The sequence below is a fragment of the Egibacteraceae bacterium genome (assembly GCA_040905805.1).
Lineage (GTDB): Bacteria > Actinomycetota > Nitriliruptoria > Euzebyales > Egibacteraceae > DATLGH01.
This window is the reverse complement of the sequence record JBBDQS010000079.1, coordinates 1-23,507: the sequence shown is the minus strand read 5'-3', so window position 1 is coordinate 23,507 and position 23,507 is coordinate 1. Positions and strand designations below refer to the sequence as shown.

At 71.6% G+C, this 23,507-nt stretch carries 23 protein-coding genes; 4 read left to right on the top strand and 19 right to left on the bottom strand.

The features are described 5' to 3' along the window. Positions 1 to 2 precede the first annotated feature (2 nt). Together WD250_08690 and WD250_08685 are read right to left on the bottom strand one after the other, a co-directional pair. Positions 3 to 551 (bottom strand): NADH-quinone oxidoreductase subunit B family protein, encoded by a 549-nt coding sequence (locus WD250_08690; protein ID MEX2620284.1) that lies wholly within the window; start codon positions 549 to 551, stop codon positions 3 to 5. Further along, positions 542 to 913, bottom strand: a complete 372-nt coding sequence (locus WD250_08685; protein MEX2620283.1) for an NADH-quinone oxidoreductase subunit A — start codon at positions 911 to 913, stop codon at positions 542 to 544. The genes WD250_08690 and WD250_08685 overlap by 10 nt, the downstream gene beginning before the upstream one ends. Before the next feature lie 139 nt (positions 914 to 1,052). On the opposite strand from WD250_08685, the gene map reads away from it, so the two are divergent. Next, positions 1,053 to 2,075 (top strand): type I methionyl aminopeptidase, encoded by a 1,023-nt coding sequence (gene map, locus WD250_08680; protein ID MEX2620282.1) that lies wholly within the window; start codon positions 1,053 to 1,055, stop codon positions 2,073 to 2,075. A 23-nt stretch (positions 2,076 to 2,098) separates the two neighbouring features. On the opposite strand, the gene WD250_08675 is transcribed toward map, so the two are convergent. Further along, complete coding sequence (locus WD250_08675) at positions 2,099 to 2,287, bottom strand: hypothetical protein (protein ID MEX2620281.1); 189 nt, start codon at positions 2,285 to 2,287, stop codon at positions 2,099 to 2,101. A 115-nt stretch (positions 2,288 to 2,402) separates the two neighbouring features. Beyond that, entirely contained in the window at positions 2,403 to 3,434 is a 1,032-nt protein-coding gene (locus WD250_08670; protein MEX2620280.1) for a polyprenyl synthetase family protein, read from the bottom strand. Positions 3,435 to 3,703: 269 nt separating this feature from the next. Between WD250_08670 and WD250_08665 the strand changes: the two genes are divergently transcribed. After that, a complete protein-coding gene (locus WD250_08665) occupies positions 3,704 to 4,597 on the top strand; it encodes a hypothetical protein (GenBank protein ID MEX2620279.1) in 894 nt (297 codons plus the stop codon). 368 nt (positions 4,598 to 4,965) lie between these two features. Here WD250_08665 and nuoN read toward each other — a convergent pair whose 3' ends face one another. Genes nuoN through WD250_08590 form a run of 15 tightly spaced genes read right to left on the bottom strand, consistent with a single transcriptional unit; the run spans position 4,966 to position 21,755 of the window. Next, the gene (gene nuoN, locus WD250_08660) at positions 4,966 to 6,615 is read right to left on the bottom strand and encodes an NADH-quinone oxidoreductase subunit NuoN (GenBank protein MEX2620278.1); all 1,650 of its coding nucleotides are present in this window, start codon (positions 6,613 to 6,615) and stop codon (positions 4,966 to 4,968) included. Continuing rightward, entirely contained in the window at positions 6,616 to 8,121 is a 1,506-nt protein-coding gene (locus tag WD250_08655) for an NADH-quinone oxidoreductase subunit M (GenBank protein ID MEX2620277.1), read from the bottom strand. After that, complete coding sequence (gene nuoL, locus WD250_08650; GenBank protein ID MEX2620276.1) at positions 8,122 to 10,053, bottom strand: NADH-quinone oxidoreductase subunit L; 1,932 nt, start codon at positions 10,051 to 10,053, stop codon at positions 8,122 to 8,124. A 10-nt stretch (positions 10,054 to 10,063) separates the two neighbouring features. After that, positions 10,064 to 10,369: an NADH-quinone oxidoreductase subunit NuoK gene (nuoK, locus tag WD250_08645; GenBank protein ID MEX2620275.1), complete on the bottom strand. Its 306-nt coding sequence runs from the start codon at positions 10,367 to 10,369 to the stop codon at positions 10,064 to 10,066. Then, entirely contained in the window at positions 10,366 to 11,031 is a 666-nt protein-coding gene (locus tag WD250_08640; GenBank protein ID MEX2620274.1) for an NADH-quinone oxidoreductase subunit J, read from the bottom strand. The genes nuoK and WD250_08640 overlap by 4 nt, the downstream gene beginning before the upstream one ends. 3 nt (positions 11,032 to 11,034) lie before the next feature. Further along, positions 11,035 to 11,670 carry an NADH-quinone oxidoreductase subunit NuoI gene (gene nuoI / locus WD250_08635; protein MEX2620273.1) on the bottom strand — a complete coding sequence of 212 codons (636 nt, stop codon included), beginning with the start codon at positions 11,668 to 11,670 and terminating at the stop codon, positions 11,035 to 11,037. Next, entirely contained in the window at positions 11,671 to 12,870 is a 1,200-nt protein-coding gene (gene nuoH / locus WD250_08630; protein MEX2620272.1) for an NADH-quinone oxidoreductase subunit NuoH, read from the bottom strand. It abuts the gene before it with no gap. Next, positions 12,870 to 15,344, bottom strand: a complete 2,475-nt coding sequence (locus WD250_08625; GenBank protein ID MEX2620271.1) for an NADH-quinone oxidoreductase subunit G — start codon at positions 15,342 to 15,344, stop codon at positions 12,870 to 12,872. Before WD250_08625 ends, nuoH begins: the two co-directional genes overlap by 1 nt. Next, positions 15,344 to 16,684: an NADH-quinone oxidoreductase subunit NuoF gene (gene nuoF, locus WD250_08620; GenBank protein ID MEX2620270.1), complete on the bottom strand. Its 1,341-nt coding sequence runs from the start codon at positions 16,682 to 16,684 to the stop codon at positions 15,344 to 15,346. The genes WD250_08625 and nuoF overlap by 1 nt, the downstream gene beginning before the upstream one ends. Further along, positions 16,681 to 17,535: an NAD(P)H-dependent oxidoreductase subunit E gene (locus WD250_08615; protein MEX2620269.1), complete on the bottom strand. Its 855-nt coding sequence runs from the start codon at positions 17,533 to 17,535 to the stop codon at positions 16,681 to 16,683. Before WD250_08615 ends, nuoF begins: the two co-directional genes overlap by 4 nt. 12 nt (positions 17,536 to 17,547) lie before the next feature. Next, complete coding sequence (locus tag WD250_08610) at positions 17,548 to 18,861, bottom strand: NADH-quinone oxidoreductase subunit D (GenBank protein ID MEX2620268.1); 1,314 nt, start codon at positions 18,859 to 18,861, stop codon at positions 17,548 to 17,550. Between the two features lie 9 nt (positions 18,862 to 18,870). Next, a complete protein-coding gene (locus WD250_08605) occupies positions 18,871 to 19,524 on the bottom strand; it encodes an NADH-quinone oxidoreductase subunit C (protein ID MEX2620267.1) in 654 nt (217 codons plus the stop codon). After that, a complete protein-coding gene (locus tag WD250_08600; GenBank protein ID MEX2620266.1) occupies positions 19,521 to 20,099 on the bottom strand; it encodes an NADH-quinone oxidoreductase subunit B family protein in 579 nt (192 codons plus the stop codon). Before WD250_08600 ends, WD250_08605 begins: the two co-directional genes overlap by 4 nt. Further along, positions 20,090 to 20,455, bottom strand: a complete 366-nt coding sequence (gene ndhC, locus WD250_08595; protein ID MEX2620265.1) for an NADH-quinone oxidoreductase subunit A — start codon at positions 20,453 to 20,455, stop codon at positions 20,090 to 20,092. The genes WD250_08600 and ndhC overlap by 10 nt, the downstream gene beginning before the upstream one ends. Before the next feature lie 10 nt (positions 20,456 to 20,465). Continuing rightward, positions 20,466 to 21,755 carry a geranylgeranyl reductase family protein gene (locus WD250_08590; GenBank protein ID MEX2620264.1) on the bottom strand — a complete coding sequence of 430 codons (1,290 nt, stop codon included), beginning with the start codon at positions 21,753 to 21,755 and terminating at the stop codon, positions 20,466 to 20,468. Positions 21,756 to 22,050: 295 nt separating this feature from the next. Between WD250_08590 and WD250_08585 the strand changes: the two genes are divergently transcribed. Together WD250_08585 and WD250_08580 are read left to right on the top strand one after the other, a co-directional pair. Continuing rightward, positions 22,051 to 23,121: an AAA family ATPase gene (locus WD250_08585; protein MEX2620263.1), complete on the top strand. Its 1,071-nt coding sequence runs from the start codon at positions 22,051 to 22,053 to the stop codon at positions 23,119 to 23,121. Positions 23,122 to 23,312: 191 nt separating this feature from the next. Beyond that, positions 23,313 to 23,507: hypothetical protein (locus tag WD250_08580; protein ID MEX2620262.1), on the top strand; the 195-nt coding region annotated here is incomplete at its 3' end.

The following is a 23,507-nucleotide window of genomic DNA, read 5'->3' as shown; positions in this document are numbered from 1 at the left end:
CGCTACATCGGGTCGCTGGCGGGATGGCGGGTCGGGTCCCCGCCGCCCACCACGATGGGATGGCGGGCCTCGCGCTCGGCGTAGCGGTCCTTCAGCGACTCCTTGCCGATCTGCTCCTGCAGGGTGAGGATCCCGTCGAGCAGCGCTTCGGGCCGCGGCGGGCACCCGGGCACGTAGACGTCGACCGGGATGATCTGGTCGACCCCCTTGGTGACCGAGTAGCTGTCCCAGTAGGGGCCGCCGCAGTTGGAGCAGGAGCCGAAGCTGATGACGTACTTGGGCTCGGGCATCTGGTCGTAGAGCCGCTTGATCGCGGGCGCCATCTTGTCGGTCAGGGTGCCGGCGACCACCATGAGGTCCGCCTGGCGGGGACCGTGCGCGAACGGGATGACCCCGAGCCGGATGAAGTCGTGGCGAGCCGCCGACGTGGCGATGAACTCGATGGCGCAGCACGCCAGCCCGAAGTTCATCACCCAGAGGCTGTACTTGCGGCCCCAGTTGAGCACGAACTTGAGCGGCTGCGGCGGATCGACCTGGTCGACTAGACCCACTTCAGGACCCCCTTCCGCCACTCGTAGGGCAGCGTCAGCGTGACGAAGAACAGGAACACGAGCATCACCCCGAGCATGAACCGCTGCTCGGGTGCCGCGCCGAGCGACACCGCCCAGGGGAAGATGAACAGGGTCTCCACGTCGAACACGACGAACATGAACGCGAAGAGGTAGTACCGGATGTGCGTCTGGGACCACCCGGTGCCCACCGGATCGATGCCGCACTCGTAGGTCGACAGCTTGCCGCCGTACTTCTTGTCGGGGGCGACCAGCCGGCTCAGGGTGAACGCGATCGCGACGAGCAGGACCCCGGCGCCCACGAGCGCAAGCACCGTCCCGTACGCCTGGTAGTACGCAGGCATGCGACGCTCCCTGATTGGTCGGAAACGGGCCTTTTGGTGCCCAGCACGCGGCCCGGCGGCGCCAAGTGTACGCACTTGCTCCGGGATGGCATAAACGGTCGATGCGGTCCTCGGGGCCGGTGCCTGGCACCATGGAGGGATGCGAGAACCCAAGCGCAACGAGCCGTGCTGGTGTGGCAGCGACCGCAAGTTCAAGCACTGCCATCACCCCGAGTCCCCGCCCCTGCCGGCGGGTGCCGAGGGCGGTGGCGGGGCGGCTGGCGCCCGGCCCGCGCCCACCGCCGTGCTGCAGCGGGTCCGCCCGGGCAGGCTCACCCCGACCCGGGTGGTCCCGGACGCGATCCCCCGGCCCGACTACGCGGTGAGCGGCGACCCGGGACCGCGCGGCAAGCCCACGGTCAGCGGACCCGACTACGTCGAGCGGATGCGATCCACCGGGCGGGCGGCCCGCGCGGTCCTCGACCGGGTGGTGGCCGCGGTGGAGCCGGGCATCACGACCGACGAGCTCGACCGCATCGTCCACGAGGAGACCGTGCGCGTCGGCGCCTACCCGAGCCCGCTCAACTACCACGGGTTCCCGAAGTCGCTGTGCACCTCGGTGAACGAGGTGATCTGCCACGGCATCCCCGACGACCGTCCCCTCGCCGAGGGCGACATCATCAACTGCGACGTCACCATCTACCGCGACGGCGTGCACGGGGACAACTCGGTGACCGTCGGGGTCGGGGCGATCAGCGAGGAGTCACGCGGGCTGATCGACGTGACGTACGAGGCCACGATGCTCGGCATCGCCGCCGCCCGTCCCGGCGCCCGCGTGCGTGACATCGGCAAGGCGATCCAGGCGCACGCGGAGGACCACGGCCTCGGCGTGGTGCGCGCCTTCGTCGGCCACGGCGTCGGCGAGCAGTTCCACTCCGAGCCGATCGTCCCGCACTACTACGCCCCCGAGGCCCGCACCGTGCTGCGTCCGGGCATGACGTTCACGGTCGAGCCGATGCTGACCCTCGGGACCCCCGACCACCTGGTGTGGGAGGACGGCTGGACGGCGGTGACCGCGGACCTGCGCCGCACCGCGCAGTTCGAGCACACCGTCCTGATCACCGAGAAGGGCGTGGAGATCCTCACCCTGAGCGAGGGCGAGCCGCAGCCCTTCTCCCACTAGCCCGGGGTTGCGCGGCCCCCGGGCTACCGCGGCCCGGGTTCCTCGGGTTCGAGCCCCTCGGTCAGCAGGTGGTCGATCAGGCCGAGCAGCACCTCCTTGTTGCGCTCCAGCTCGGCCACGAGCCATGTGGCCTCCGGCGTCGTCTCCGCAGGCCGGGTCTCCACCAGCTGCAGGGCGCGCTCGCGCAGGTCCTCCAACGCCTCGTTTCTCACGGTGTCGCTCCTCCGCACGTGGGTCTGGGATGCCGTGGAGGTCCTACCCGGTGAGCACCGGCGGGATACCCCGGCGCCGCCGATCGGTGTGTGGCGCCGTGCGTCGGCTCCGCGGTCAGCCGAGGCGGTCGACCGCGTAGTCGGCGAGGTAGTCCAACGCTTCGAGGACGCCCGGATCGGCGTCGGTGAGCCCCTGCAGGGCGCGCTTGGCCATGCCGGCCTCCAGGCGCGCCGAGTCCCGGGCCAGCTCGATCGCGGGGTGGTCCTGCAGGATCGCCAGCGCCGCCGCGACGTTGCCGTCCGTGGGGTCGGCCAGCAGCCCGGGCAGCCGGGAGGCAGGCCCCTCGGTCTCCAGGGCGAGCAGCACCGGCAGCGTGCGCACGCCCTCGCGCAGGTCGGTGCCGGGCAGCTTGCCCGACTCGCCGGGCTCGCCGACCACGTCGAGGACATCGTCGGCGAGCTGGAAGCTCATGCCCAGGCGCCAGCCGTAGTCGGTCATGGTCTCGACAGCCGCCGCCGGCTGATCGGACAGGATCGCGCCGAGCCGGCACGAGGCCGCGATCAGCGACGCGGTCTTCTCGCCGATCACGGTGAGGTAGTGGTCGCGCGTGGGCTCGAGGACCGGGGCGCCGTGGTCGCGCGCCGCCAGGGACCCCTGCACCTCGCGGATCTGGCCCGCGCAGAGGTCGGCGATCGTGCGGGCCATGATCCGGGTGACCTCCACCCCCAGCGCGGCGGACAGCTCCGAGGCACGGGCGAGCAGGAAGTCCCCGGTCAGGATCGCGACGGTGTTGGACCACTTGACGTGCGCGGCGGGGGCACCACGGCGGACGTCGGCGGCGTCGATGACGTCGTCGTGGTACAGCGTGGACAGGTGCACCAGCTCCACGACGACCCCGGCGTCCACCAACCGGTCGTCGGTCGGGTCGGCCCCGGCCAGCATGCCGGCGAGCAGCACGAGCATGGGGCGGAAGCGCTTGCCCCCGGCGTCGATCAGGTAGCGCGACGCCTCCTGCGCGAACGGCAGCTCCGAGGCGACGGTGGTCTGCAGGCGCTCCTCGACCAGGTCCAAACCGGGGCGCAGGTCGAGACCCCGCTCCGCGCCCTTGCGCGCGAGATCCTCGATAGCACTCTGGGAGATCGCCAAACCGACGGGAAGTCTAGCGTCGCGCCACCGCCGCACGGCGCTGCACCGGCTGGGACGGCGCTTCCGGTGCCACCACGCCCACCGGGCGGTAAGCGTCGGTCGCGGAGACCGCGGCCGCTGCCCGGGGACGTGGCCCGGCCACGCGCCCGGCCACAGGCAGCGCGCTGGCGTGGTCATGGCCTGCACGGGCCGTTGCTCAGCGCCTGCGTGCGTTGTCGCACCCCCCTCCTAGGGTGCACGGCATCGAGTCGAGCAACCAGGAGGTCGCGATGGCGCATCAGGAGTGGAAGCTGTGGGAGCCCGCACCGGCCGGTCGGGCCCCGCTGGCGGGCCGCTGGCGCGGCGAGGACGGCACCCCGTTGCACGGTGTCTGGGGTCGGGCGAGTCCCGCGGGCACCGAGACCGTCGTGGTCGCCAACCACGGCCACGCGCTGCTCGGCTGGCAGGTGCCCAACCAGCGCTGGCGATTCGTGAGCGAGCTCCTGCGTACCGCCAACTGCGCCCTGGCCCAGGTGCCGTGGCTGTGGCACGACGGACGGCGCGTGCTCGTCTCCGACCCCGCCGACGTCGCCGTCGGTCTGGTCCTGGCGGGCCGCAAGCCCGTCGCGCTGGCCGACACCACCGACCCGCGGCTCGCCAACCGCTGGGATCAAGCCGCCCGCGCAGCGGGGCACGCCGTGCGCTGCTCGGCGACCACGTTCGACTGCGGTCCCGCGCCCACCACCGTCTGGTTCGTGCAGGTCGCCGCACCCGGGACGGTCGCCGAGCGCTTCGACGTGGACGCGCTGCTGGCCGACTACGCCGCCTGCCTGCCGCCGGCGGCGTTCGCCGAAGTCGAGGCGACCCTCGACAGCCTGCGCGATGCCGAGCTACCCGAGCTCGCCGAGGACCCGGATCTCATCATGGCCTGCACCCCCGGGCAGTACGCGCGTACCGGCCTGGTGCTCGGCTACCACCCGGCGACCACCGCCGGTCTCATCCTGGGTCTGCCCCGCGTGAGCTGGGCGGACGACCCCGCCGGGCGCGCGCTCGACACCGCGCTCACCCAGGCGGCGGCACCCGCGGCCCTGCCCGACCTGCCCTCGAGCCTCGAGCAGACGCCCGCGTCCCAGCCCATCCGTGCGAGCGAGTCCCGCGCGCACTACGCGCCCGCGCCGGCGTGACCTGCCGGGTGCCACCATGCGGGCGTCGCGCGCCGCGCGGGAAACCCAGGCGCGGTCGCCACCGACCGAGGCGACACGCGGCCGGGTCACCTGAGATTCCCGCGCCCGCGCGGGAACGTGACCGTTGGCATCCGAGCATGGACACCGACGACCGGCTCGCGGCCGTGCAGCAGGCCGCGACGGACCATGCGGGGCTGCGCCTGCTGGTCCTCCACGGCTCACGCAGCCGTGGTCAGCAGCACGCCGGCTCGGACTGGGACTTCGGCTACCGGGCCGACGACCGCTTCGACCCGGCGCTGCTGCTCGCCGGGCTGACCCGGGTGCTCGGAACCGACCGGGTCGACCTGGCCGACCTCGACCGGGCCTCGCTAGCGCGCGAAGGACGCGGCCTGCGCCGCGAGGTCGATGAGCGTGCCGGGCAGGACGCCGATGACCACCACCACCGCGGCCGCGGCGGACAGACCCGCCGACAGCCCCGTGGGGGCGGTCAGCAGCGGCTGGTCGGCGACGTCGTCGGGTTCGTCCTCCATGAACATCGCCACGATGACCCGGATGTAGAAGAAGGCCGCGATCACGCTGGACACCACCGCGACGACCACGAGCGCCACGTGGCCGGCGTCGACCCCGGCACGGAACACCGCCAGCTTGCCCATGAACCCGGCGGTGCCGGGGATCCCCGCGAGCGACAGCAGGAAGAGGGCGAACATGCCCGCCGGCACCGGGTAGCGCCGTCCCAGCCCGGCCAGGTCGCTGATGGCCATGGCCTTGTGGCCGCGGCGCTCGAGCAGGGTGAGCACGCCGAAGGCGCCGAGCGACATGAACGCGTAGACGAGCAGGTAGAACAGGGTGGCGCTGACGCCCTCGCGGCTGACGGCGATGACGCCGATGAGCGCGTAGCCGGCGTGGGCGATCGCCGAGTAGCCGAGCATGCGCTTGAGGTCGGTCTGGACGACCGCCAGGATCGCGCCGGCCAGCATCGTGAGGGCCGCCAGGACCCAGACGACGGGCACCCATGACCACGCCTGGTCGCCGAAGGCACCGGCGAACACGCGCAGGAACGCCGCGAAGGCCGCGGCCTTCACCCCGGCCGCCATGAAGCCGGTCACCGGCGTGGGCGCACCCTGGTAGACGTCGGGGGTCCACATGTGGAACGGCACCAGGCTGACCTTGAACCCGAACCCGACGAGCAGCAGCGCCATCGCCGCCATCACCATCCCGGCGGGGGCGTCGAGCGCCCGGAACGCCTCGCTGGCCTCCGCGAGGTTGGTCGAACCCGTCACGCCGTAGACCAGCGCGATCCCGTAGAGCAGGAGCGCCGAGGCGAAGGCGCCGAGCAGGAAGTACTTGAGCGCTGACTCCTGCGAGTTGAGGTCGCGCTTGGCGAACCCGCACAGGATGTACAGCGACAGGCTCAGCACCTCCACCGAGATGAAGACCATGATCAGGTCCTGGGACGCGGCGAGCAGCGTCATCCCGGTCGCGGCGAACAGCAGGAGCGGGTAGTACTCGCCGCGGTGGATGCGCCGCTCCTCCAGGTAGGAGAAGCCGAGCGGCACCGCCACGATGCCGACCAGGCAGACCGTGAAGCGGGTGAACAGGGCGACGCCGTCGACGGCGACCATGTCGCCGAGCAGGCTCTCGGTGGCGATGCGGGTCCCGTTGGCGTGGACCGCCCACTGCCAGATGCTCACCCCGAGCCCCGCCGCGAACCCGATCGTGGTCAGCAGCGCGCCGAGGGTGCGGGGGCGGTCGCGCCAGATCGCGGTCAGGGCGAACTGGGCGAGGCCCGCCAGGCCGACCAGGCCCGGGAGGGCCACCTCGCCGGTGACGAAGGTTGCGTAGCCGGCCCCGGCGCCGAGCACGCCGAGGACCATGAAGGACGCCTGGAGGCGCTTGGCTCCCGCCGTGTCCAGCAGCAGCACGAGGATGCCGAAGCCGAACAGCACCAGCTCAGGGCTGATCGCCGCCCACGGGATGTCGGGGATGGTCACGCCGGGTGCCTGTGCGAGCAAGTGCACTTAACGGGACTCCTCGGGCGCCGGGGGGGTGACGGCGAGATCATCTCTTCCGTCGACCCCGTCCAGGATCGCCTCCACGGTCGGGTTGACGCGCTCGTAGAGCGGTTGGGGGTACAGGCCGATGCCCACGATCAGCACCACGATCGGCACCATCACGCCGATCTCGCGGGGGGTCAGGTCGGCGATGCCCACCGCGCGGCCCTCCACGGGGCCGTGGAACATCCGCTGGTAGGCCCAGAGCAGGTACATCGCCGCCAGGATGACCCCGACGGTGGCGGCCACGGCCGCGACCGGGGTGGTCTGGTAGGCGCCGAGCAGGATGGGGAACTCGCCGACGAAGCCGTTCAGGCCCGGCAGCGCGACCGAGCTCATGGCGGTCACCAGGAACAGCCCACCGAGGATGGGGGCGGCGCGCAGCAGACCGGAGTACTCGGCGATCTCGCGGCTGTGGGCACGGTCGTAGAGGAACCCGATCAGCAGGAACAGGGCGCCGGTCGACAGGCCGTGGTTGACCATCTGCACGACGCTGCCCGCCGCGCCCGTCGGGTGCAGCACGAAGATGCCCAGGACCACGAAGCCGAGGTGGCTGACCGACGAGTAGGCCACCAGTCGCTTCACGTCGCGCTGCACCATCGCGACCAGCGCGCCGTAGAGCACGCCGATCACCGCGAGCGCGATCATGTACGGGGCGAACCGCACGGTGGCGTCGGGGAAGACGGGCAGGCTGAACCGCAGGAAGCCGTACCCGCCGATCTTCAGCATCACCGCCGCGAGCAGCACCGACCCGACCGTCGGCGCCTCGGTGTGGGCGTCGGGCAGCCAGGTGTGCAGGGGGAACATCGGCACCTTGATCGCGAAGGCCGCGAAGAAGGCGCCGAACAGCAGCGCCTGCTCGGTGGCGGTCAGCGACACCTGGCGGATCACGTCGTAGTCGAAGGAGGTGGCCCCCGCGGCGAAGTACAGGTACAGGATGCCGACGAGCATCAGGAACCCGCCGACCAGGGTGTAGAGGAAGAACTTGATCGCCGCGTACCGGCGGTTGCCCGATCCCCAGATGCCGATCAGGGCGTACATCGGCACGAGCATCGCCTCGAAGAACACGTAGAACAGGATGAGGTCGAGGGCCAGGAACACCCCGATCAACGCGGCCTGCAGGGCCATCATCGACCCGAAGAAGCCCTTGGCCCGGTCGCTCGTCTTCCATCCCGCCAGCACCACCAGGGGCATCATGAACGTGCTCAGCATGACCAGGAGCAGGCTCAGCCCATCGACGCCGAGGCGGTAGGTGATGCCCCACTGCGGGATCCACTCGACCTCCTCGCCGAGCTGGAACGCGGCGTCGCCTGCGGTGAAGCTGATCAGTACCACGACCGAGACGGCGAAGGTGACGACGGCGCCCGCCAGTGCGGTCCACCGCGCGGCCGCGGCCGACGGCAACGCGGCGATGAGCAGGGCCGCGACGGCCGGGACGGCGATCAGGATGGTCAGCAGCGGGAGATCCTCCATCTACAGGACCACCCCCGTCGCCCGGGCGCCCACGAACAGGGCGAGCACCAGCACCGCGCCACCCAGCACCGCCAGCGCGTAGCTGCGGACGAGCCCGGTGTGCGCCCGGCGCATGACGGTCGCGAGCCCGGCGGTCCCCCGCGCCGCACCGTTCACGACACCGTCGATGCCGCGCCGGTCGAACTCCGACAACCCGTCGGCCAGGAGGCGGCCCGGCGTCACGATGGTCGTCGAGTACAGCTCGTCGACGTAGAACCTGTTGAAGGCCAGGCCGTAGGCGCCACCGAGGCGCCCCACCAGCGGCTCGTGCTGGGGGGAGCCCCGCAGGTACAGCAGCGCCCCGCCAACGATGCCGAGCCCGGCGACCACCAGCGCGAGCACGAGGAGCAGCTGGTGGTCGATGAACGCGGGTCCGGCGGCGAAGGCGACCACGCTCGGCTCGAGCCAGCCGTGCAGGAAGCCGTCACCGGCCGGGTAGTTGACGAGACCCCCCACCGCGCTGCCCACGGCGAGCACGACCAGCGGCAGCGTCATCGACACGGGCGCCTCGTGGGGATGCACGTCGGGGCCCCACCGCGGCCTGCCGAGGAAGATCAGCACGAACCAGCGCGTCATGTAGAACGCCGTCAGGCCAGCCACGACCACGCCGAGCACCATGATGGGTCCGCCGCCGGGGGTGTCGGCCGCGGCGGCCAGGATCTCCTCCTTGGAGAAGAAGCCCGACAGGGGCGGCACGCCGGCGATCGCGAGCACGCCGATGCCCGCGGTGACCGCGGTCACGGGCAGCTTGCGCCAGAGCCCGCCCATCTTCCAGACGTCCACCTCGTTGGCCATCGCGTGCATCACCGCCCCCGCGGCCAGGAACAGCAGCGCCTTGAAGAACCCGTGGGTCAGCAGGTGGAAGACGCCGGCGACGTAGTCGCCGACCCCCACACCGACGAACATGTAGCCGAGCTGGCTGACGGTCGAGTACGCGAGGATGCGCTTGAGGTCGTTCTGGGTGCAGGCGATCAGCGCGGCGAGCAGGGCCGTGGCGATCCCCACCCACGCGATCGCGAGGCCGACGTCGGGGACGAGGGTGAACAGCGGCGAGGCGCGCGCGACCAGGTAGACCCCGGCGGTGACCATCGTCGCCGCGTGGATCAGCGCGGAGACGGGTGTCGGGCCCGCCATCGCGTCGGGCAGCCACACGTACAGCGGGATCTGCGCGCTCTTGCCGGTCGCGGCCAGCAGGAGCAGCAGGCCCACGGCGACGGCGGTGCCCGCGGTGATCGTCGCGCCGGGGTCGGTCAGCACCGCGGGGAAGGACAGGGTGCCGAAGGCCCCGAACACGATGAACATCGCGATCATGAACCCGACGTCGCCCACCCGGTTGACGACGAACGCCTTCTTCGCCGCGCCGGCGTAGTCGCGGCGCTCGAACCAGAAGCCGATCAGCAGGTAGCTGCTGAGCCCGACCAGCTCCCAGCCGACGAACAGCGTCAGCAGGCTCTCGCCGAGGACGAGGATCAGCATGGAGGCCACGAACAGGTTCAGGTAGGCGAAGAAGCGGTGGTAGCCCGGGTCGTCCTTCATGTAGCCCAGGGAGTACACGTGGATGAGCAACCCCACCCAGGTGACGAGCAGCAGCATGACCGACGCGAGGGGGTCCACCAGGACCGCCCACGACACCTCGAAGGGCCCGGCGCTGATCCAGGTGGCGACCTCGCGTACGAACACGCGATCGCCCTCCGCCTGCCCCAGCAGGGTGGTGAAGACCACGGTGGACGCCACCGCGCTGTAGGCCACGGCGCCGATCGCCACGACCGCGGACAGCCGCCCGAGGCGCTTGCCGACGATCAGCAGCAGCGCCGCCGACACCGCCGGCACCACCGGGATCAGCCAGGCGAGGTCGACGGGCGACCCGGCCGTGGGCGTGAGCACGTTCTCCACGAATCCGCTCCTATGCCCGCAGCGCGTCGACTTGGTCGGCGTCGGTCGACGCCTTCAGGCGGAACAGGTTCACGATCAGGGCCAGGCCGACGGTGACCTCGGCGGCGGCGACCACCATCACGAAGAAGGACAGGATCTGCCCGTCGAGGTTGCCGTGGATGCGGGCGAACGTGACCAGCGTGAGGTTGACGCTGTTCAGCATCAGCTCGATCGACATGAACATGACGATGAGGCTGCGTCGGACGAGCACGCCCACGACCCCGACCGTGAACAGGGCCGCGGCCAGGATGAGGTAGTGCCCCGCAGGGACGATCATCGTGTCTCCTCCTCGTCGGGCGCCGGGGAGCGCAGCGGCGCCCGCACGGCGACCGCGCCGGTCTCGCGGGGGCCGTCGACCAGCTCGCTCGGGTCCTCCCGCCGGCGGCCGAGCACCATCGCCCCCAGGGCGGCGATCACCAGCAGGACGCTCATCACCTCGAAGGGCCACACGTAGTCGGTGAACAGCCGCAGGCCGACCTGGCGGATGTTGCCGCCCTCCGCGGCGTTGACCTCGGCGAGGCCGGCGCAGGCCGGGCCGTCCCCCGCGGGCTCGGCGGGCTCGGTGGCCTCGGCCCCGCACACCGCCTCCGCGCCCATGAACGGCCCGGCGACCCCGACCGACAGGCCGGCGAGCAGCAGCAGGCCCAGCACCACCGCGCCGGCCTTCTGTCCCCGCACAGGGCTGCCCAGCGGCTCGTCCCTGGCGATGCCCAGCAGCATCAGCACGAACAGGAACAGGACCATGATCGCGCCGGCGTACACGATGATCTGGACCACCGCGAGGAACTGCGCCTCCAGGACCGCGTAGAAGGCGGCCAGGGTGAAGAAGTTCAGCACCAGCATCAGCGCGGAGTGCACGGCGTTGCGCATGAGGATCATCGCGATCGCCGACCCGAGCGAGATCGGGGCGAGGATCCAGAAGACCCAGAACTCGGCCACGCCTCAGCCCTCCTTCGGGTGCGAGGGCGGTTCGGTCCCGCCGCCCGCGAGCCGGACGGTCGCCGGGTCGCCCTGCTCCTCGGGGTGGGGCCCGAGGTCGTCGCTGCCGGCCGCCGGCGCGTAGTGGGCCAGCGGGTCCTGGGCGGCGTGGCCGGCGTAGTAGGCGAGGTTGCGGGCAGCGACCTCGGCGTCGGTGTGCGGCGGCGGGGACGCCCCGTCGGGCAGCGGCGCGAGCAGCTGCTGCTTGGTGAAGATCAGCTCCTCGCGGGTGTCCGCCGACAGCTCGTACTCGTGGCTCATCGTCAGCGCCCTGGTCGGGCAGGCCTCGATGCACAGCCCGCAGAAGATGCACCGCAGGTAGTTGATCTGGTAGACGATGCCGTAGCGCTCCGAGGGCGAGTAGCGCGCCTCGGGCGTGTTGTCGGCGCCCTCCACGTAGATGGCGTCCGCCGGGCACGCCCAGGCGCACAGCTCGCACCCGACGCACTTCTCCAGCCCGTCGGGGTGCCGGTTCAGCACGTGCCGACCGTGGAAGCGCGGTTGGACCTCGCGCTTCTTGTCGGGGTACTCGGTCGTCACCATGGGACGAAACATCGTCTTGAAGGTGAGGCCGAACCCCTTGCGCAGTGCGGTGAACATCTAGACGGTCACCTCCTCGGAGGGTTCGTCGGCGTCGGGACCCGCGCGGCGGTCGTCGTCGGGCCCGGGGGCCGGTCCCCGGCGCCCGAACAGCGGCGCAGCGACGTACAGCACCAGCGCGGCCGCCAGCCCCCCCATGGCCAGGCGCCCGACCGTGCCGGCGTCGGCGCTCTGGCGCAGCACCACCGAGAACCCCGTGGCCAGCACCCACACCAGACCGAGCGGCAGCATGACCTTCCAGCCGAGGTCCATCAGGCGGTCGTAGCGGAACCGGGGCAGCGTGCCCCGCAACCACACGAAGATGAACAGGAACACCGCGGTCTTGGCGATGAAGTAGAGGGTCGGCGTCACCGCCTGGACCCACTCGGGGCCGAACACCGGACCGGACGGGCCCCCGAGGAACAGGGTGACCGTCACCGCCGCCATGGTGATCATGTTCATGAACTCGGCGAGGTAGAACATGGCGAACTTCGCGCCCGAGTACTCCGTCTGGAAGCCGCCGACGAGCTCGCCCTCCGCCTCGGGCAGGTCGAACGGCGGCCGCTGGGTCTCCGCGATCGCGGCGGCGAAGAACAGCACGAACGCAGGCGCCATCGGGATGATGTGCCAGGCGGGGATGAAGCCCAGGAAGCTGCCGGCCTGGCTGGCCACGATGTCGCTGGCGCGCAGGGAGCCGACGAAGATGAACACCGCCGCCAGGGACAGCCCCATCGCCAGCTCGTAGCTGATCATCTGCGCGCTCGACCGCACCCCGCCGAGCAACGGGTACTTCGACCCGGAGGCCCAACCGGCCAGCACGATCCCGTAGACCCCGAGCGAGCTCATGGCCAGGATCCACAGCAGGCCGATGTCGGGATCCCACACCTGCAAGGTGACCGTGCGGTCGCCCACCTCGAAGCTGCCACCGAACGGGATCACGGCGAAGGTGATCATCGCCACGACCGCCGACGCCATCGGTGCGGCCAGATAGGTGAACCGGTCCACGTTGGACGGGGTGATGTCCTCCTTGAAGAACAGCTTCGCCCCGTCGGCGATGGTCTGCAGGATGCCCGCCGGCCCGAGCCGGTTGGGCCCGATGCGCGACTGCATCTTGGCCACCACGCGACGCTCGCCCCAGATGGTCAGGGCCGTGGCGGCCAGCCACAGCGCGAACGCCCCGACGGCGACCCCCAGGGCGATCAGGACATCGGTGGCGTCCATCACGCCCCCCCGCCCGGCTTGACGTCGGCCGGCTGGCGGATGGGTTCGACCCGGACCCGCAGCGGCGCCTCCGCGGGACCGTCCGGGTCGCGCAGGGTGCTGGCCGTCGCCGCACCGGCGTTGCCTTGCAGCACCACCGCCCCGGCGGTGACGGACTCGGTCACCGTGGCCGGCAGCTCCAGACGGCCGCCGGGCCCCACCACCGCGGTCGGCTGACCGTGGTCGATGCCCAGTCGCCGGGCGTCGGACTCGTTGACCCACACCGAGGCGGGCCGGGCCGTCGCGTTCAGCGCATCGGCACCGAGCAGCATGTCCCCCGCGCCGAGCAGGGGGTCCACCGCGACCACGCCGAGGCTGTCGGGGTCGGGGGGCGTGTCGGCCGGGGGTGGCGGCGCCGGCGACGGGGCCGACACGCGGGCCAACCGCTGGGCGGCGGGGTCGTCGATCGTCATCAGGGGCGCCGCCTCGCGGCGGACGTCGTCGGGGGTCTCCCACCCGAAGTCGCGACCGAGCACGCGGGCGACCTGACGCAGGATGTCCCAGTCCTGCTGAGCCAGCCCCTGGGCCGGCACCGCCTGCGGGAACGGCTGGCGTCGACCCTCCCACGTGGTGAAGGAGCCGATGCGCTCCTGCGGCGCCTGGGCGGGCAGCACGATGTCGGCCATGCGCGCGGTCTCGGTCGGCAGCAGGTCCTGCACGATCAGGGTCTCGACGCGCTCCAGCGCGCGGCGGGCCAGGGCCGGGTCCTCGAAGTCGCGTGCCGGGTCCACGCCCACGAGGTACAGGGCCCGCAGGTCGCCGGCCGCAGCCGCCTCCAGCATCGCGCGGGTGTCGAGGCCGTCCGCGGCGGGTGTGCGCTCCCACGCGTCGGCGACCGGGCCGGGGTCGGCACGCCGACGCCCGCCCGGCAGGAGGCCGGGCAGCAGGCCGGCGTCGACCGCCCCGCGGGCGTTGTTGCGCCGCGGCACCCACGCGAAGGCGAACCCGTTGTCCGCGGCCAGCCGCGCCGCGGCGGGCAGGGCGCCGGGCGAGGCGGCCAGACGCTCGCCGGCGAGGACCACCACCCGGGGCGCGGCCGCGAGCGCGCCCTCCACGTCGGTCAGGTCGGGCAGCTCGGCCGGCTCGCCGCCGGCGTTGAGGTGGGCGAGCACGCCGGCCTCCTCCCCCACCCCGGTGCGCACCCAGCGCCAGGCGAGCTCGCCCAGGGAGCCGAGCGTGGGACCGACCACCACGACGCGCTGCTGGCGCCTGCGCCACGCCTTGCGCAGCCGCAGGTGCAGGATCGGCACCTCCTCCTCGGGGTCCAGTCCCGCCACGACGACGACGTCGGCGGCCTCCACGTCGTCGTAGGTGGGCCCCACCGTGCCGGCGACCGCTCCCAGCACCTCGCGCTCGTCGCCGGTGCGCGGGCGCATCCGGAAGTCCACGTTGTCGGTGTGCAGGGCGTCGCGGGCGAACCGGCTGATGGCGTAGGCGTCCTCGTCGGTGACGCGCCCCCCGGTCACCACACCCACCGCGGCGGGTCCGCCGGCGTCGGCCGCCGCGGTGAGGCCGTCGGCGGCGTGGCGCAGGGCGGTCATCCAGGACGTGGGCTGCAGCGTGCCGTTGCGGTCACGCACCGCCGGCTGGCGCAGCCGGTCGTCGTGGGCGACGAACTCGAACCCGAAGCGCCCCTTGTCGCAGTTCCACGACTCGTTCACGGCCATGTTGTCGCGCGCCAGCTGCCGCTGGATCTCGCCGCGCCGGACGTCCACGCGCAGGTTGCAGCCGGCGCTGCACTGGTTGCACACGCCCTCGGTCGTGCGCAGGTCGAACGGACGGGCCTTGAAGCGGTAGCTCGCCGCGGTCAGGGCGCCGACCGGGCAGATCTGCACGACGTTGCCCGAGAAGTAGCTGTCGTAGGGCTCGTCCTCGTAGATCGCGACCTGCTCGAGCGCGCCCCGTTCGAACAGCTCGATGAACGGGTCGCCGGAGATCTGGTCGGAGAAGCGCGTGCAGCGGGCGCACAGCACGCACCGCTCGCGGTCCAGCGCCACCTGTGCCGAGATGGGGACCGGCTTGTCGTAGCGGCGCTTGCGGTCGAGCATCCGGGAGTCGGGCGGGCCGTGGGCCAGCGTCTGGTCCTGCAGGGGGCATTCGCCGCCCTTGTCGCACTGCGGGCAGTCGAGCGGGTGGTTGATGAGCAGGAACTCCAGCTGCGCCTGCTGGGCCGCCGCGGCCACGTCGGAGGTCATGTGCGTGCTGACGACCATGCCCTCGGTGCACTGGGTGGTGCACGCGGTGAACGGCTTGCGCTGGCCCTCGACCTCGACCATGCACTGCCGGCAGGCGCCGATGGGGTCCAGCAGCGGGTGGTCGCAGAAGCGCGGCACCGTGATGCCGAGCTGCTCGGCCGCGCGGATCACCAGCGTGCCGACCGGCACGGTGATCTCGGTGCCGTCGATCGTCAGCGTGATGTCGTCTGGGGCGGGCATCAGGCGACTCCGAAGAGGGTGGGGCGGTGACGGCCGCTGTTGTCGGTGACGACACCCGCGTGGTCCGTGCTGACCCCGTCGGGGAGGCGGCCGTGCTCGACGAGGTGCTCGAACTCGTCGCGGAAGTACTTCAGGCCGGAGAAGATCGAGCTGGTCGCCCCGTCGCCGAGGGCGCAGAACGCCCGGCCGAAGATCTGCTCGCACGCCTGCTGGAGGGTCTCGATGTCGGCCGGCACGCCCCGGCCCTCAAGGATGCGCTCGAGCACCTGGGACAACCAGAAGGTGCCCTCGCGGCAGGGGGTGCACTTGCCGCACGACTCGTGCTCGTAGAAGCGCATCCAGTTGAGGCAGGCCTCGACCACGCTGGTGGCGTCCGAGTACATCATCATCGCGGTGGTCCCGAGCATCGAGCCGGCCTCGGTCATGGACTCGAAGTCCATGCCCACGTCGATGTGGTCGGCGGTGAGCAGCGGGGTCGACGAGCCGCCCGGTGCCCAGAACTTCAGGGTCCGGCCCGGCAGCATCCCCCCGCACGACTCCTCCAGGATCTGGCGGGCCGGCGTGCCCATCGGCCACTCGAAGTTGCCCGGCCGCACGACCTCGCCCGACACGCAGAACACCTTGGGGCCGGGGGACTTCTCGGTGCCCATCGAGCGGTACCAGTCGACGCCGTTGGCCACGATGTGCGGGACGTTCATGATGGTCTCGACGTTGTTGACCACCGTCGGGCAGGCGTACAGCCCCGCCACCGCCGGGAACGGGGGACGCAGCCGCGGCTGCCCGCGGCGACCTTCCAGACCGTCGAGCAGGGCGGTCTCCTCACCGCAGATGTACGCGCCCGCCGAGTAGTGCAGGGTGACGTCGAAGTCCAGGCCGCTGCCGAGGATGTCCTTGCCGAGGTAGCCCTCGCGGTAGGCCTCCGCGATCGCCTCCTCCAGGCGGATGCCCGACCACAGGTACTCCCCGCGCAGGAAGATGAACGCCCGGCTGCTGCGCAGCGCCCACGCCGCGATGACCATGCCCTCGAGCAGCTGGTGGGGGTCGCGCTCCATCAGCTCGCGGTCCTTGAACGTGCCCGGCTCCCCTTCGTCGGCGTTGACGACCAGGTACACCGGCTTGCCGCTGTCCTTCGGGACGAAGCCCCACTTGACCCCCGTCGGAAAGCCCGCGCCCCCGCGACCGCGCAGGCCCGCGTCCTTGACCATCTGCACGAGGTCGGTGGGGCGCGTCTCCATGGCACGGCGCAGCGCGGCGTACCCGTCGGTGCGCAGGTAGCCGTCCATGGTGTGGGCGTCCTCCACCTCGAAGCGCTGCGTCAGCACGCTCACCGGTGCGCTCATGTGCCGCGCTCCTCGTCGTCGTGGCGTGGTCCGCTCTCGGTCGGGTCGTCGATGGCCGGCTGGCCTTCCTGGGGTCGGGTCGGGAACTCGCGGGACTGGGGGCCGGCCTCGCCCTCGAGGGCCTCGTCGCCGTAGCCGGCGTCACGGACCTGGCGGCGCGCCGACTCGCGCTCGGCGACATCGGCTTCTGACAGGGAGGGCTCGACGGTGACGGGCTCGACGCCCGGTCCGGCGTCGGGCACCGGGACGGCACCGTCGTCGGCACGGGCCTGATCGCTCGCCACGCCCGGCGTGACGGGGTCGCGCGGTCCGAGGCCCGCCAGACGGTACTGCACGGAGCGCACCCCGGGCGGGATCATGCCGCGGGTGGGCGGCGGCACGTCACCGGCGGCGATGCGATCGACGAGGTCCTCGGCGCCGTCGGCGGAGACGCACTCGTAGTTCAGGTAGTCGACGGTGACCACCGGCGCCCCCTCGCAGTTGCCGAGGCACTCCGCGTGCTCGAGGGTGAACGCCCCATCGGCGGTGGTGCCGTTGTGGGCGACGCCGAGCTTGGCCGCCAGGCGGTCGAAGACCTCCTGCCCGCCCCGGACCTTGCACGAGAAGTTCGTGCAGACACTCACGAGGTGCTCGCCCATCGGCTCGCGCTTGTACATCGTGTAGAAGGTCGCCACCGCGCCGACCTCGGCCTTGGTCAGCCCGAGCAGCTCGGCGCACTCGGCGACCCCGTCGGCCGAGATGTAGCCGTCGCCTTCCTGCACGAGGTGCAGCAACGGCAGCAGCGCACTGCGCCCGACGGGGTACCGCCCGACGAGCTCCAGCGCCTTCTCCCGCATCTCAGGACTGAACACGGCCACCAGCCTTCATCGGTCCACCCCGCCCATCACCGGGTCGATGCTCGCCACGGCCGCGATCACGTCGGAGATCAGCAGCCCCCGCGTGAGGTGCGGCAGCGTGCCGATGTGGATGTAGGAGGGGTCGCGCACGCGCACGCGGTAGGGCTTGTTCGTGCCGTCGGAGGTGACGTGGTAGCCGAGCTCGCCGCGCGGGGACTCCAGGGCGGTGTAGACCTGCCCGGGCGGGACGACGAAGCCCTCGGTGACCAGCTTGAAGTGGTGGATCAGGGCCTCCATCGACTGGCCCATGATCCGGTCGACGTACGCCTTGGTGTTGCCCAGGCCGTCGGGGCCGAGGCCCAGCTGGGCCGGCCACGCGATCTTCTTGTCGGCGACCATGACGGGCCCCTCGGGCAGCCGGTCGAGGGCCTGCTCGACGATCCGCAGGGACTCGCGCATCTCCGCGATGCGCACGACGTAGCGCCCGTACGCGTCGCTCGTGTCCGCGGTGGGCACGTCGAAGTCGTACTGCTCGATCCCGCAGTAGGGCGCGGCCTTGCGCAGGTCGTGCGCGACGCCGGCGCTGCGCAGCATCGGGCCGGTCACGCCGAGGTCCAGGCACTCCTCGGCGTCCAGGATGCCCACGCCGACGTTGCGCTCGAGCCAGATGGGGTTCTGGCTCAGCAGGTCCTCGAGCTCGTCGATGCGCTTGGGCATGTCCACGAGCACCTGGCGCACCCGGTCGGCGAAGTCGGTGGGCACGTCCTGGGACACCCCCCCCGGGCGGATGTAGGCATGGTTCATCCGCAGCCCGGTCACGAACTCCAGGAGGTCCAGGATCGTCTCGCGCTCGCGGAACCCGTAGATCATCGCGCTGACCGCGCCGAGCTCCATCCCCGACGTCGCCAGCCACACGAGGTGGCTGGACACGCGGTTGAGCTCGGTCAGGATCACGCGGATGGCCTGCGCCCGCTCGGGGACCTCGTCGGCGATGCCAAGCAGGCGCTCCACGGCCATGCAGTAGCCGAGCTCGTTGAACAGCGGCGAGAGGTAGTCCATGCGGGTGACGAACGTGACGCCGAGGACCCACGGGCGGTACTCGGCGTTCTTCTCGATGCCGGTGTGCAGGTAGCCGATCACCGGCTGGTTGTCGACGACGGTCTCCCCGTCGAGGGTCAGCACCATCCGCAGCACGCCGTGGGTGGACGGGTGCTGGGGTCCCATGTTGATGATCATCAGGTCTTCGGGGACGGCGTCGGGCAGGTCCTGCCACTCACCGGAGACGACGGTGTACTCGCGGTGGGGCTCAACCTGCGAGCCCGGTCGGGTCGTGTCGCTCATCACCGCCCCCTAGTACTGACGCTGGTCGGGTGGGGGGATGGTGGCGCCCTTGTACTGGACATCGACGCCGCCGAGCGGGTAGTCCTTGCGGTGGGGGTGGCCCTCCCAGTCGTCGGGCATCAGCACCCGGGTGAGGTTGGGGTGGCCCTGGAAGTCCACACCGAAGAAGTCGTAGGCCTCGCGCTCCATCATGTCGGCCGAGGCGTACAGGGGGGTCACGCTCGCGATCGTCGGGTCCTCGTCGGGCAGGAACACCCGCACGCGCAGGCGGTGGTTGTGGGTGACCGAGTAGAGGATGTAGTCGATCTCGATGCGGCCATGCTCGACGGTCTCGGCGTAGGCGGGCCACCCGGTCGTCTCCTGGGCGGGACGCCGGAAGGTCCCGCCGGGCCAGTGCACCCCCGACAGGTCGGCGAGCAGCTCGCAGGACACCGCGGGGTCGTCGCGGCAGAAGCGCAGCACCTCGGGCACCTGCGCGGGCTGGGCGACCAGGGTGAGCTCGCCGCGGAACCCGGCGACCTGCAGGTCCGGGTACGCCGCGACGATGCGGTCGCGCACGGCGGCGAGCTCCTCGGAGAGCTGCGCCACGATCGCGTCCTCGATGATATGGGCGCGCTCCCCGGCGGCGCTGTCGGGGTGGCTCATGCGGGGGTTGTCGCTCATTGCGGCCTCTGCTGCGCCAGGGAGACCCCGCCCTCGGCGGGATCCGGGTCGATCCACCCGGTGCGCTTGCGGTAGTCCTCCATCGACTCGCCCCTGCGGGGCCGCTCGACGAACTGCTCGGCCTTGATCTTCTCGTGCAGCTTCACGATGCCGTCCATCAGCATCTCCGGGCGGGGCGGGCAGCCCGGGACGTACATGTCCACGGGCACCACGTGGTCCACGCCCTGCACGATCGCGTAGTTGTTGAACATGCCGCCGCTGGAGGCGCAGACCCCCATGGACAGCACCCACTTCGGGTCCGCCATCTGGTCGTAGAGGTTGCGCACGATCGGGGCCATCTTCTGGCTCACCCGGCCGGCCACGATCATGAGGTCGGCCTGGCGGGGGGACGCCCGGAACACCTCCATGCCGAAGCGTGCGAGGTCGTAGTGGGCGGCGCCGGTCGACATCATCTCGATGGCGCAGCAGGCCAGGCCGAACGTCGCCGGCCACATCGATCCGGCGCGGGACCAGTTCACGAACTTCTCGACGCTGGTGAGCAGGATCCCGCTCGGCAGCTTGCTCTCTAGTCCCATTCAAGGCCTCCTCGGCGGAGGACGTAGTAGTAGCTCTCGAACAGCAACGCCACGAAGACCGCCATCACCCCGAATCCGTACCAGCCGAGGTCGCGCAGGACCACCGCCCAGGGGAACAGAAAGATCGCCTCGACGTCGAAGATGATGAACAGCATCGCCACCAGGTAGAACTTCACCGGGAAGCGGCTGCCGCGCACGTTGGTCTCGGCCTCCGGGATGATGCCGGACTCGTAGGCGGCTTCCTTGGTGGGGTTGGGCTGGTCCGGCCCCAGACGGCTGGACACGGCCAGCGACACGCCGACGAACCCGAACGCCAGGGCGAACAGGATCAGCAGGGGCAGGTAGTCGGCGAGCATCAGGCGTCGATCATCGGGCGGGCACCACCCGTTCCAGTGCGTGGATCACCCGGTCGGTGGCGTCGCGGGACGGGGCGTTGGTGAGATGGGCCATCAGGCGGAACACCATGCGCATGATCTCGCGACGAGGCATCCCGAAGTCCACGCAGAACCGCATGACCCTCGGATGCCCCATCAGGTCCACGAACATGCGTCCCATGCCGTAGTAGCTGCCCCACGCGGCGGCGACGTCGCGCTCGTAGGCGGCGAGCGGGGCGTCGGAGCGCGCCGCGAGCGCGGTGTCGGCGGCCTCGGCGGCGAACGCGGCGGCTTCGATCGCGTAGCTGATGCCCTCCCCGTTGAAGGGGTTGACCATCCCGGCGGCGTCCCCCACCAGGAGCACGCCCTTGTAGAGGGCCGGCAGGCGGTTGTGGCCCATCGGCAGCCCCGCGCTGCGGGGCTTGCCGACCATCGTGTCCTTGCCGATTCCCCAGCGTTGCGGGAAGCCCCCGACCCACTCGTCGAGCGTCTTGCGGTAGTTGGTCGAGCGGAAGTGCTCGGAGGTGTTCAGCAGGCCCCAGCCGATGTTCAGCAGGCCGTCGTCCAGCGGGAAGATCCACCCGTAGCCGGGCAGCAGCTCGCCGTCGCGCTCCAGGTCGAGGAACCCCTCCATCATCCCGATGGGCGGGCGCGCGGCCCGGTAGTAGGCCCGCACGGCCACGCCCATCGGCCGGCTCACGTCGCGGTGGAGGCCGAGCTGCACCGCGAACCGCGAGGAGCCGCCGTCGGCGGCCACCACCACGGGTGCCCGGATGGTGCCGCTGGTCGCCGTGCCCGTGACGGGGTCGGTGCGGGTGTAGGTGACGCCCGCGACCCGCTGGTTGGCGCCCGACAGGTACACCGGGCCGGTGACCTCGGTGTCCTCCCACAGCTGCGCCCCGGACTTCTCGGCGTGGCGGGCCAGCGTCTCGTCGAACAGCGCGCGGGTGGCGGTCAGCGAGTGGGACGGCCAGTCGCCGAACTCGGGCCACGGCAGGTCCAGCACGACCTTCCCGCCGTACATGCGCAGCCCCTGTTGGCGGTCCCAGCCCTCGGGTGCGCCCTCCGCCTCCTCGTGCAGGCCGAGCATGCGTAGCGCCTTGACCGCGCGGGGGGTGAGCCCGTCCCCGCAGACCTTGTCCCGGGGGAAGTGCTCCTTCTCGAGCAGCGCGACGTCATGGCCGGCCTCGGCCAGGAACGTGGCGGCGGCGGACCCGCCGGGTCCGGCACCGACGACGACGGCGTCGGCATGGGTCACGCCACCCGGAGCGTGCGACGTCATGCGCAGACCCTAGCGCGGGCGGGGCGCTGCGCGTCAGTCATGGCGCCTCCTCGCAGACGTGCGGCTTCCTGCAAGCCGCAGCCTACCCGGGGAGCGGCGGTCCCCGGGCGCTTTGTGAAGGGCTTCACAAGGTTCAGTCTAGGGCGAGGGCCAAGCGCCGCAAGCCGTGGCGGCCCCTCACGCGCGTCAGCCGGCGACGGCCGGCGACGGCCGTGCGCAGCGCTTCGCAGACCTGCCGCATCCGGTCGGGGTCAAGGGTGGTGATGGCGTTGCGACGCAGCGGTAGCGTGCAGGCGTGATCGACTCGATCCGCATCCAGGGCTACCGCTCCGTCCGCCTTGTCCGCCTGCGCCTTGACCCGGTCACGGTCGTGGCCGGCAAGAACGGGACCGGCAAGACCAACCTGTACCGGGCGCTGCGCCTGTTCCAACACGCCGCGGCAGGGACCCTGGCGCGGGCGATCACCGGTGAGGGCGGCATGGAGTCGGTGCTGTGGGCGGGAGACGAGAAGAAGGGGGCCAAGCGACGGGTGGCCATCGAGGCGCACCTGGACGACTTCGCGTACACGCTGGAGCTGGGCTTGCCGCCTGCGGACGAGACCAGCGCGTTCGACCTGGACCCGGAGGTGAAGCTCGAGCGCATCAGCGTGCAGGGCAGCACCATCGCGGAGCGCAAGGGGGCCTCGGCGACCGTGCGTGACAGCGAGGGGCGCGCGGTCACGTTCCCGTTCGCCCTGTGGTCGGGAGAATCGATGCTCAGCCAGATCGCCGACCCCGAGCGGTTCCCCGCCCTGCCGGCGCTGCGCGACCACTTCTTGGGCTGGCGCTTCTACCACCACTTCCCCACCGACGCGGACGCCCCGGCGCGCCGGGCGATGGTGCGGGTGCGCACGCCGGTGCTGGCGGCCGACGGGCATGACCTGGCCAGCGCCTTGCGCACGATCGTCGAGATCGGTGACACCGAGAGGCTGGTCGCCGCCGTCGACCGCGCATTTCCTGGCTGTCGGCTGCACCTTGACGGCAGCACCATCGCGCTGACGACGCCTGGCCTTCGCCGTCCGCTTGCCGCGCCGGAGCTGTCCGACGGCACGTTTCGCTACCTCTACCTCCTGGCGGCGCTCCTGACGCCGCGACCGCCCGGCCTGCTCGCGTTCAACGAGCCCGAGACGAGCCTGCATCCTGGCCTCCTGCGACCGCTCGCCGAGCTGGTCGCCGCCGTCCCCCAACCCTGTCAGGTCTGGCTCACCACCCACGCGTTGCCACTGGCCGAGGCAGCCGCCACGCTCGCCGGAATTGCGCTGATCCACCTCGACCGCCAAGACGGCACGACCGTCGTGCGCGGTCAGGGTCTGCTCGACCGGCTGTAGCCCCCCCTGCCCCTACCCATCGCCCTGGGAACATCCCTTTTCCGGACATGGCAGGCGCCGACAAACCCCCGGCCAGCCCCCACCCTGCCCGCCTGCACTCGTCGCACCTGCGCGGGCTGTGGCATGATCGCGCTCCCTGAGGTCCCGGTGACGCCCCGGCACCCCTCGAGCGCCGAGAGTCCGGATCCACGGTGCGTGCGACCCCGCGCCCCTCCCTCGCCGCGATCGCGGTGCTCGCGCTGCTGTGCTCCAGCCTGGCGCTCGGTCCCGCCCCGGACCCAGAACCTCCCCCGGACGACACGGTCGCCCACACGGCCACCCGCCCGAGCATCGCCACCGGCCGGGCGGGCGCGGACCGCCCCGACCCACCCCTGGCTGCCCCCGGG

Excerpts from the sequence above, each read along its gene's own strand:
- WD250_08685 (MEX2620283.1), bottom strand. The coding sequence starts at position 913 with ATGCCTGCGTACTACCAGGCGTACGGGACGGTGCTTGCGCTCGTGGGC.
- map (MEX2620282.1), top strand. The coding sequence starts at position 1,053 with ATGCGAGAACCCAAGCGCAACGAGCCGTGCTGGTGTGGCAGCGACCGC.
- WD250_08665 (MEX2620279.1), top strand. The coding sequence starts at position 3,704 with ATGGCGCATCAGGAGTGGAAGCTGTGGGAGCCCGCACCGGCCGGTCGG.
- WD250_08655 (MEX2620277.1), bottom strand. The coding sequence starts at position 8,121 with ATGGAGGATCTCCCGCTGCTGACCATCCTGATCGCCGTCCCGGCCGTC.
- nuoK (MEX2620275.1), bottom strand. The coding sequence starts at position 10,369 with ATGATCGTCCCTGCGGGGCACTACCTCATCCTGGCCGCGGCCCTGTTC.
- nuoI (MEX2620273.1), bottom strand. The coding sequence starts at position 11,670 with ATGTTCACCGCACTGCGCAAGGGGTTCGGCCTCACCTTCAAGACGATG.
- nuoH (MEX2620272.1), bottom strand. The coding sequence starts at position 12,870 with ATGGACGCCACCGATGTCCTGATCGCCCTGGGGGTCGCCGTCGGGGCG.
- WD250_08625 (MEX2620271.1), bottom strand. The coding sequence starts at position 15,344 with ATGCCCGCCCCAGACGACATCACGCTGACGATCGACGGCACCGAGATC.
- nuoF (MEX2620270.1), bottom strand. The coding sequence starts at position 16,684 with ATGAGCGCACCGGTGAGCGTGCTGACGCAGCGCTTCGAGGTGGAGGAC.
- WD250_08610 (MEX2620268.1), bottom strand. The coding sequence starts at position 18,861 with ATGAGCGACACGACCCGACCGGGCTCGCAGGTTGAGCCCCACCGCGAG.
- WD250_08605 (MEX2620267.1), bottom strand. The coding sequence starts at position 19,524 with ATGAGCGACAACCCCCGCATGAGCCACCCCGACAGCGCCGCCGGGGAG.
- WD250_08600 (MEX2620266.1), bottom strand. The coding sequence starts at position 20,099 with ATGGGACTAGAGAGCAAGCTGCCGAGCGGGATCCTGCTCACCAGCGTC.
- ndhC (MEX2620265.1), bottom strand. The coding sequence starts at position 20,455 with ATGCTCGCCGACTACCTGCCCCTGCTGATCCTGTTCGCCCTGGCGTTC.
- WD250_08590 (MEX2620264.1), bottom strand. The coding sequence starts at position 21,755 with ATGACGTCGCACGCTCCGGGTGGCGTGACCCATGCCGACGCCGTCGTC.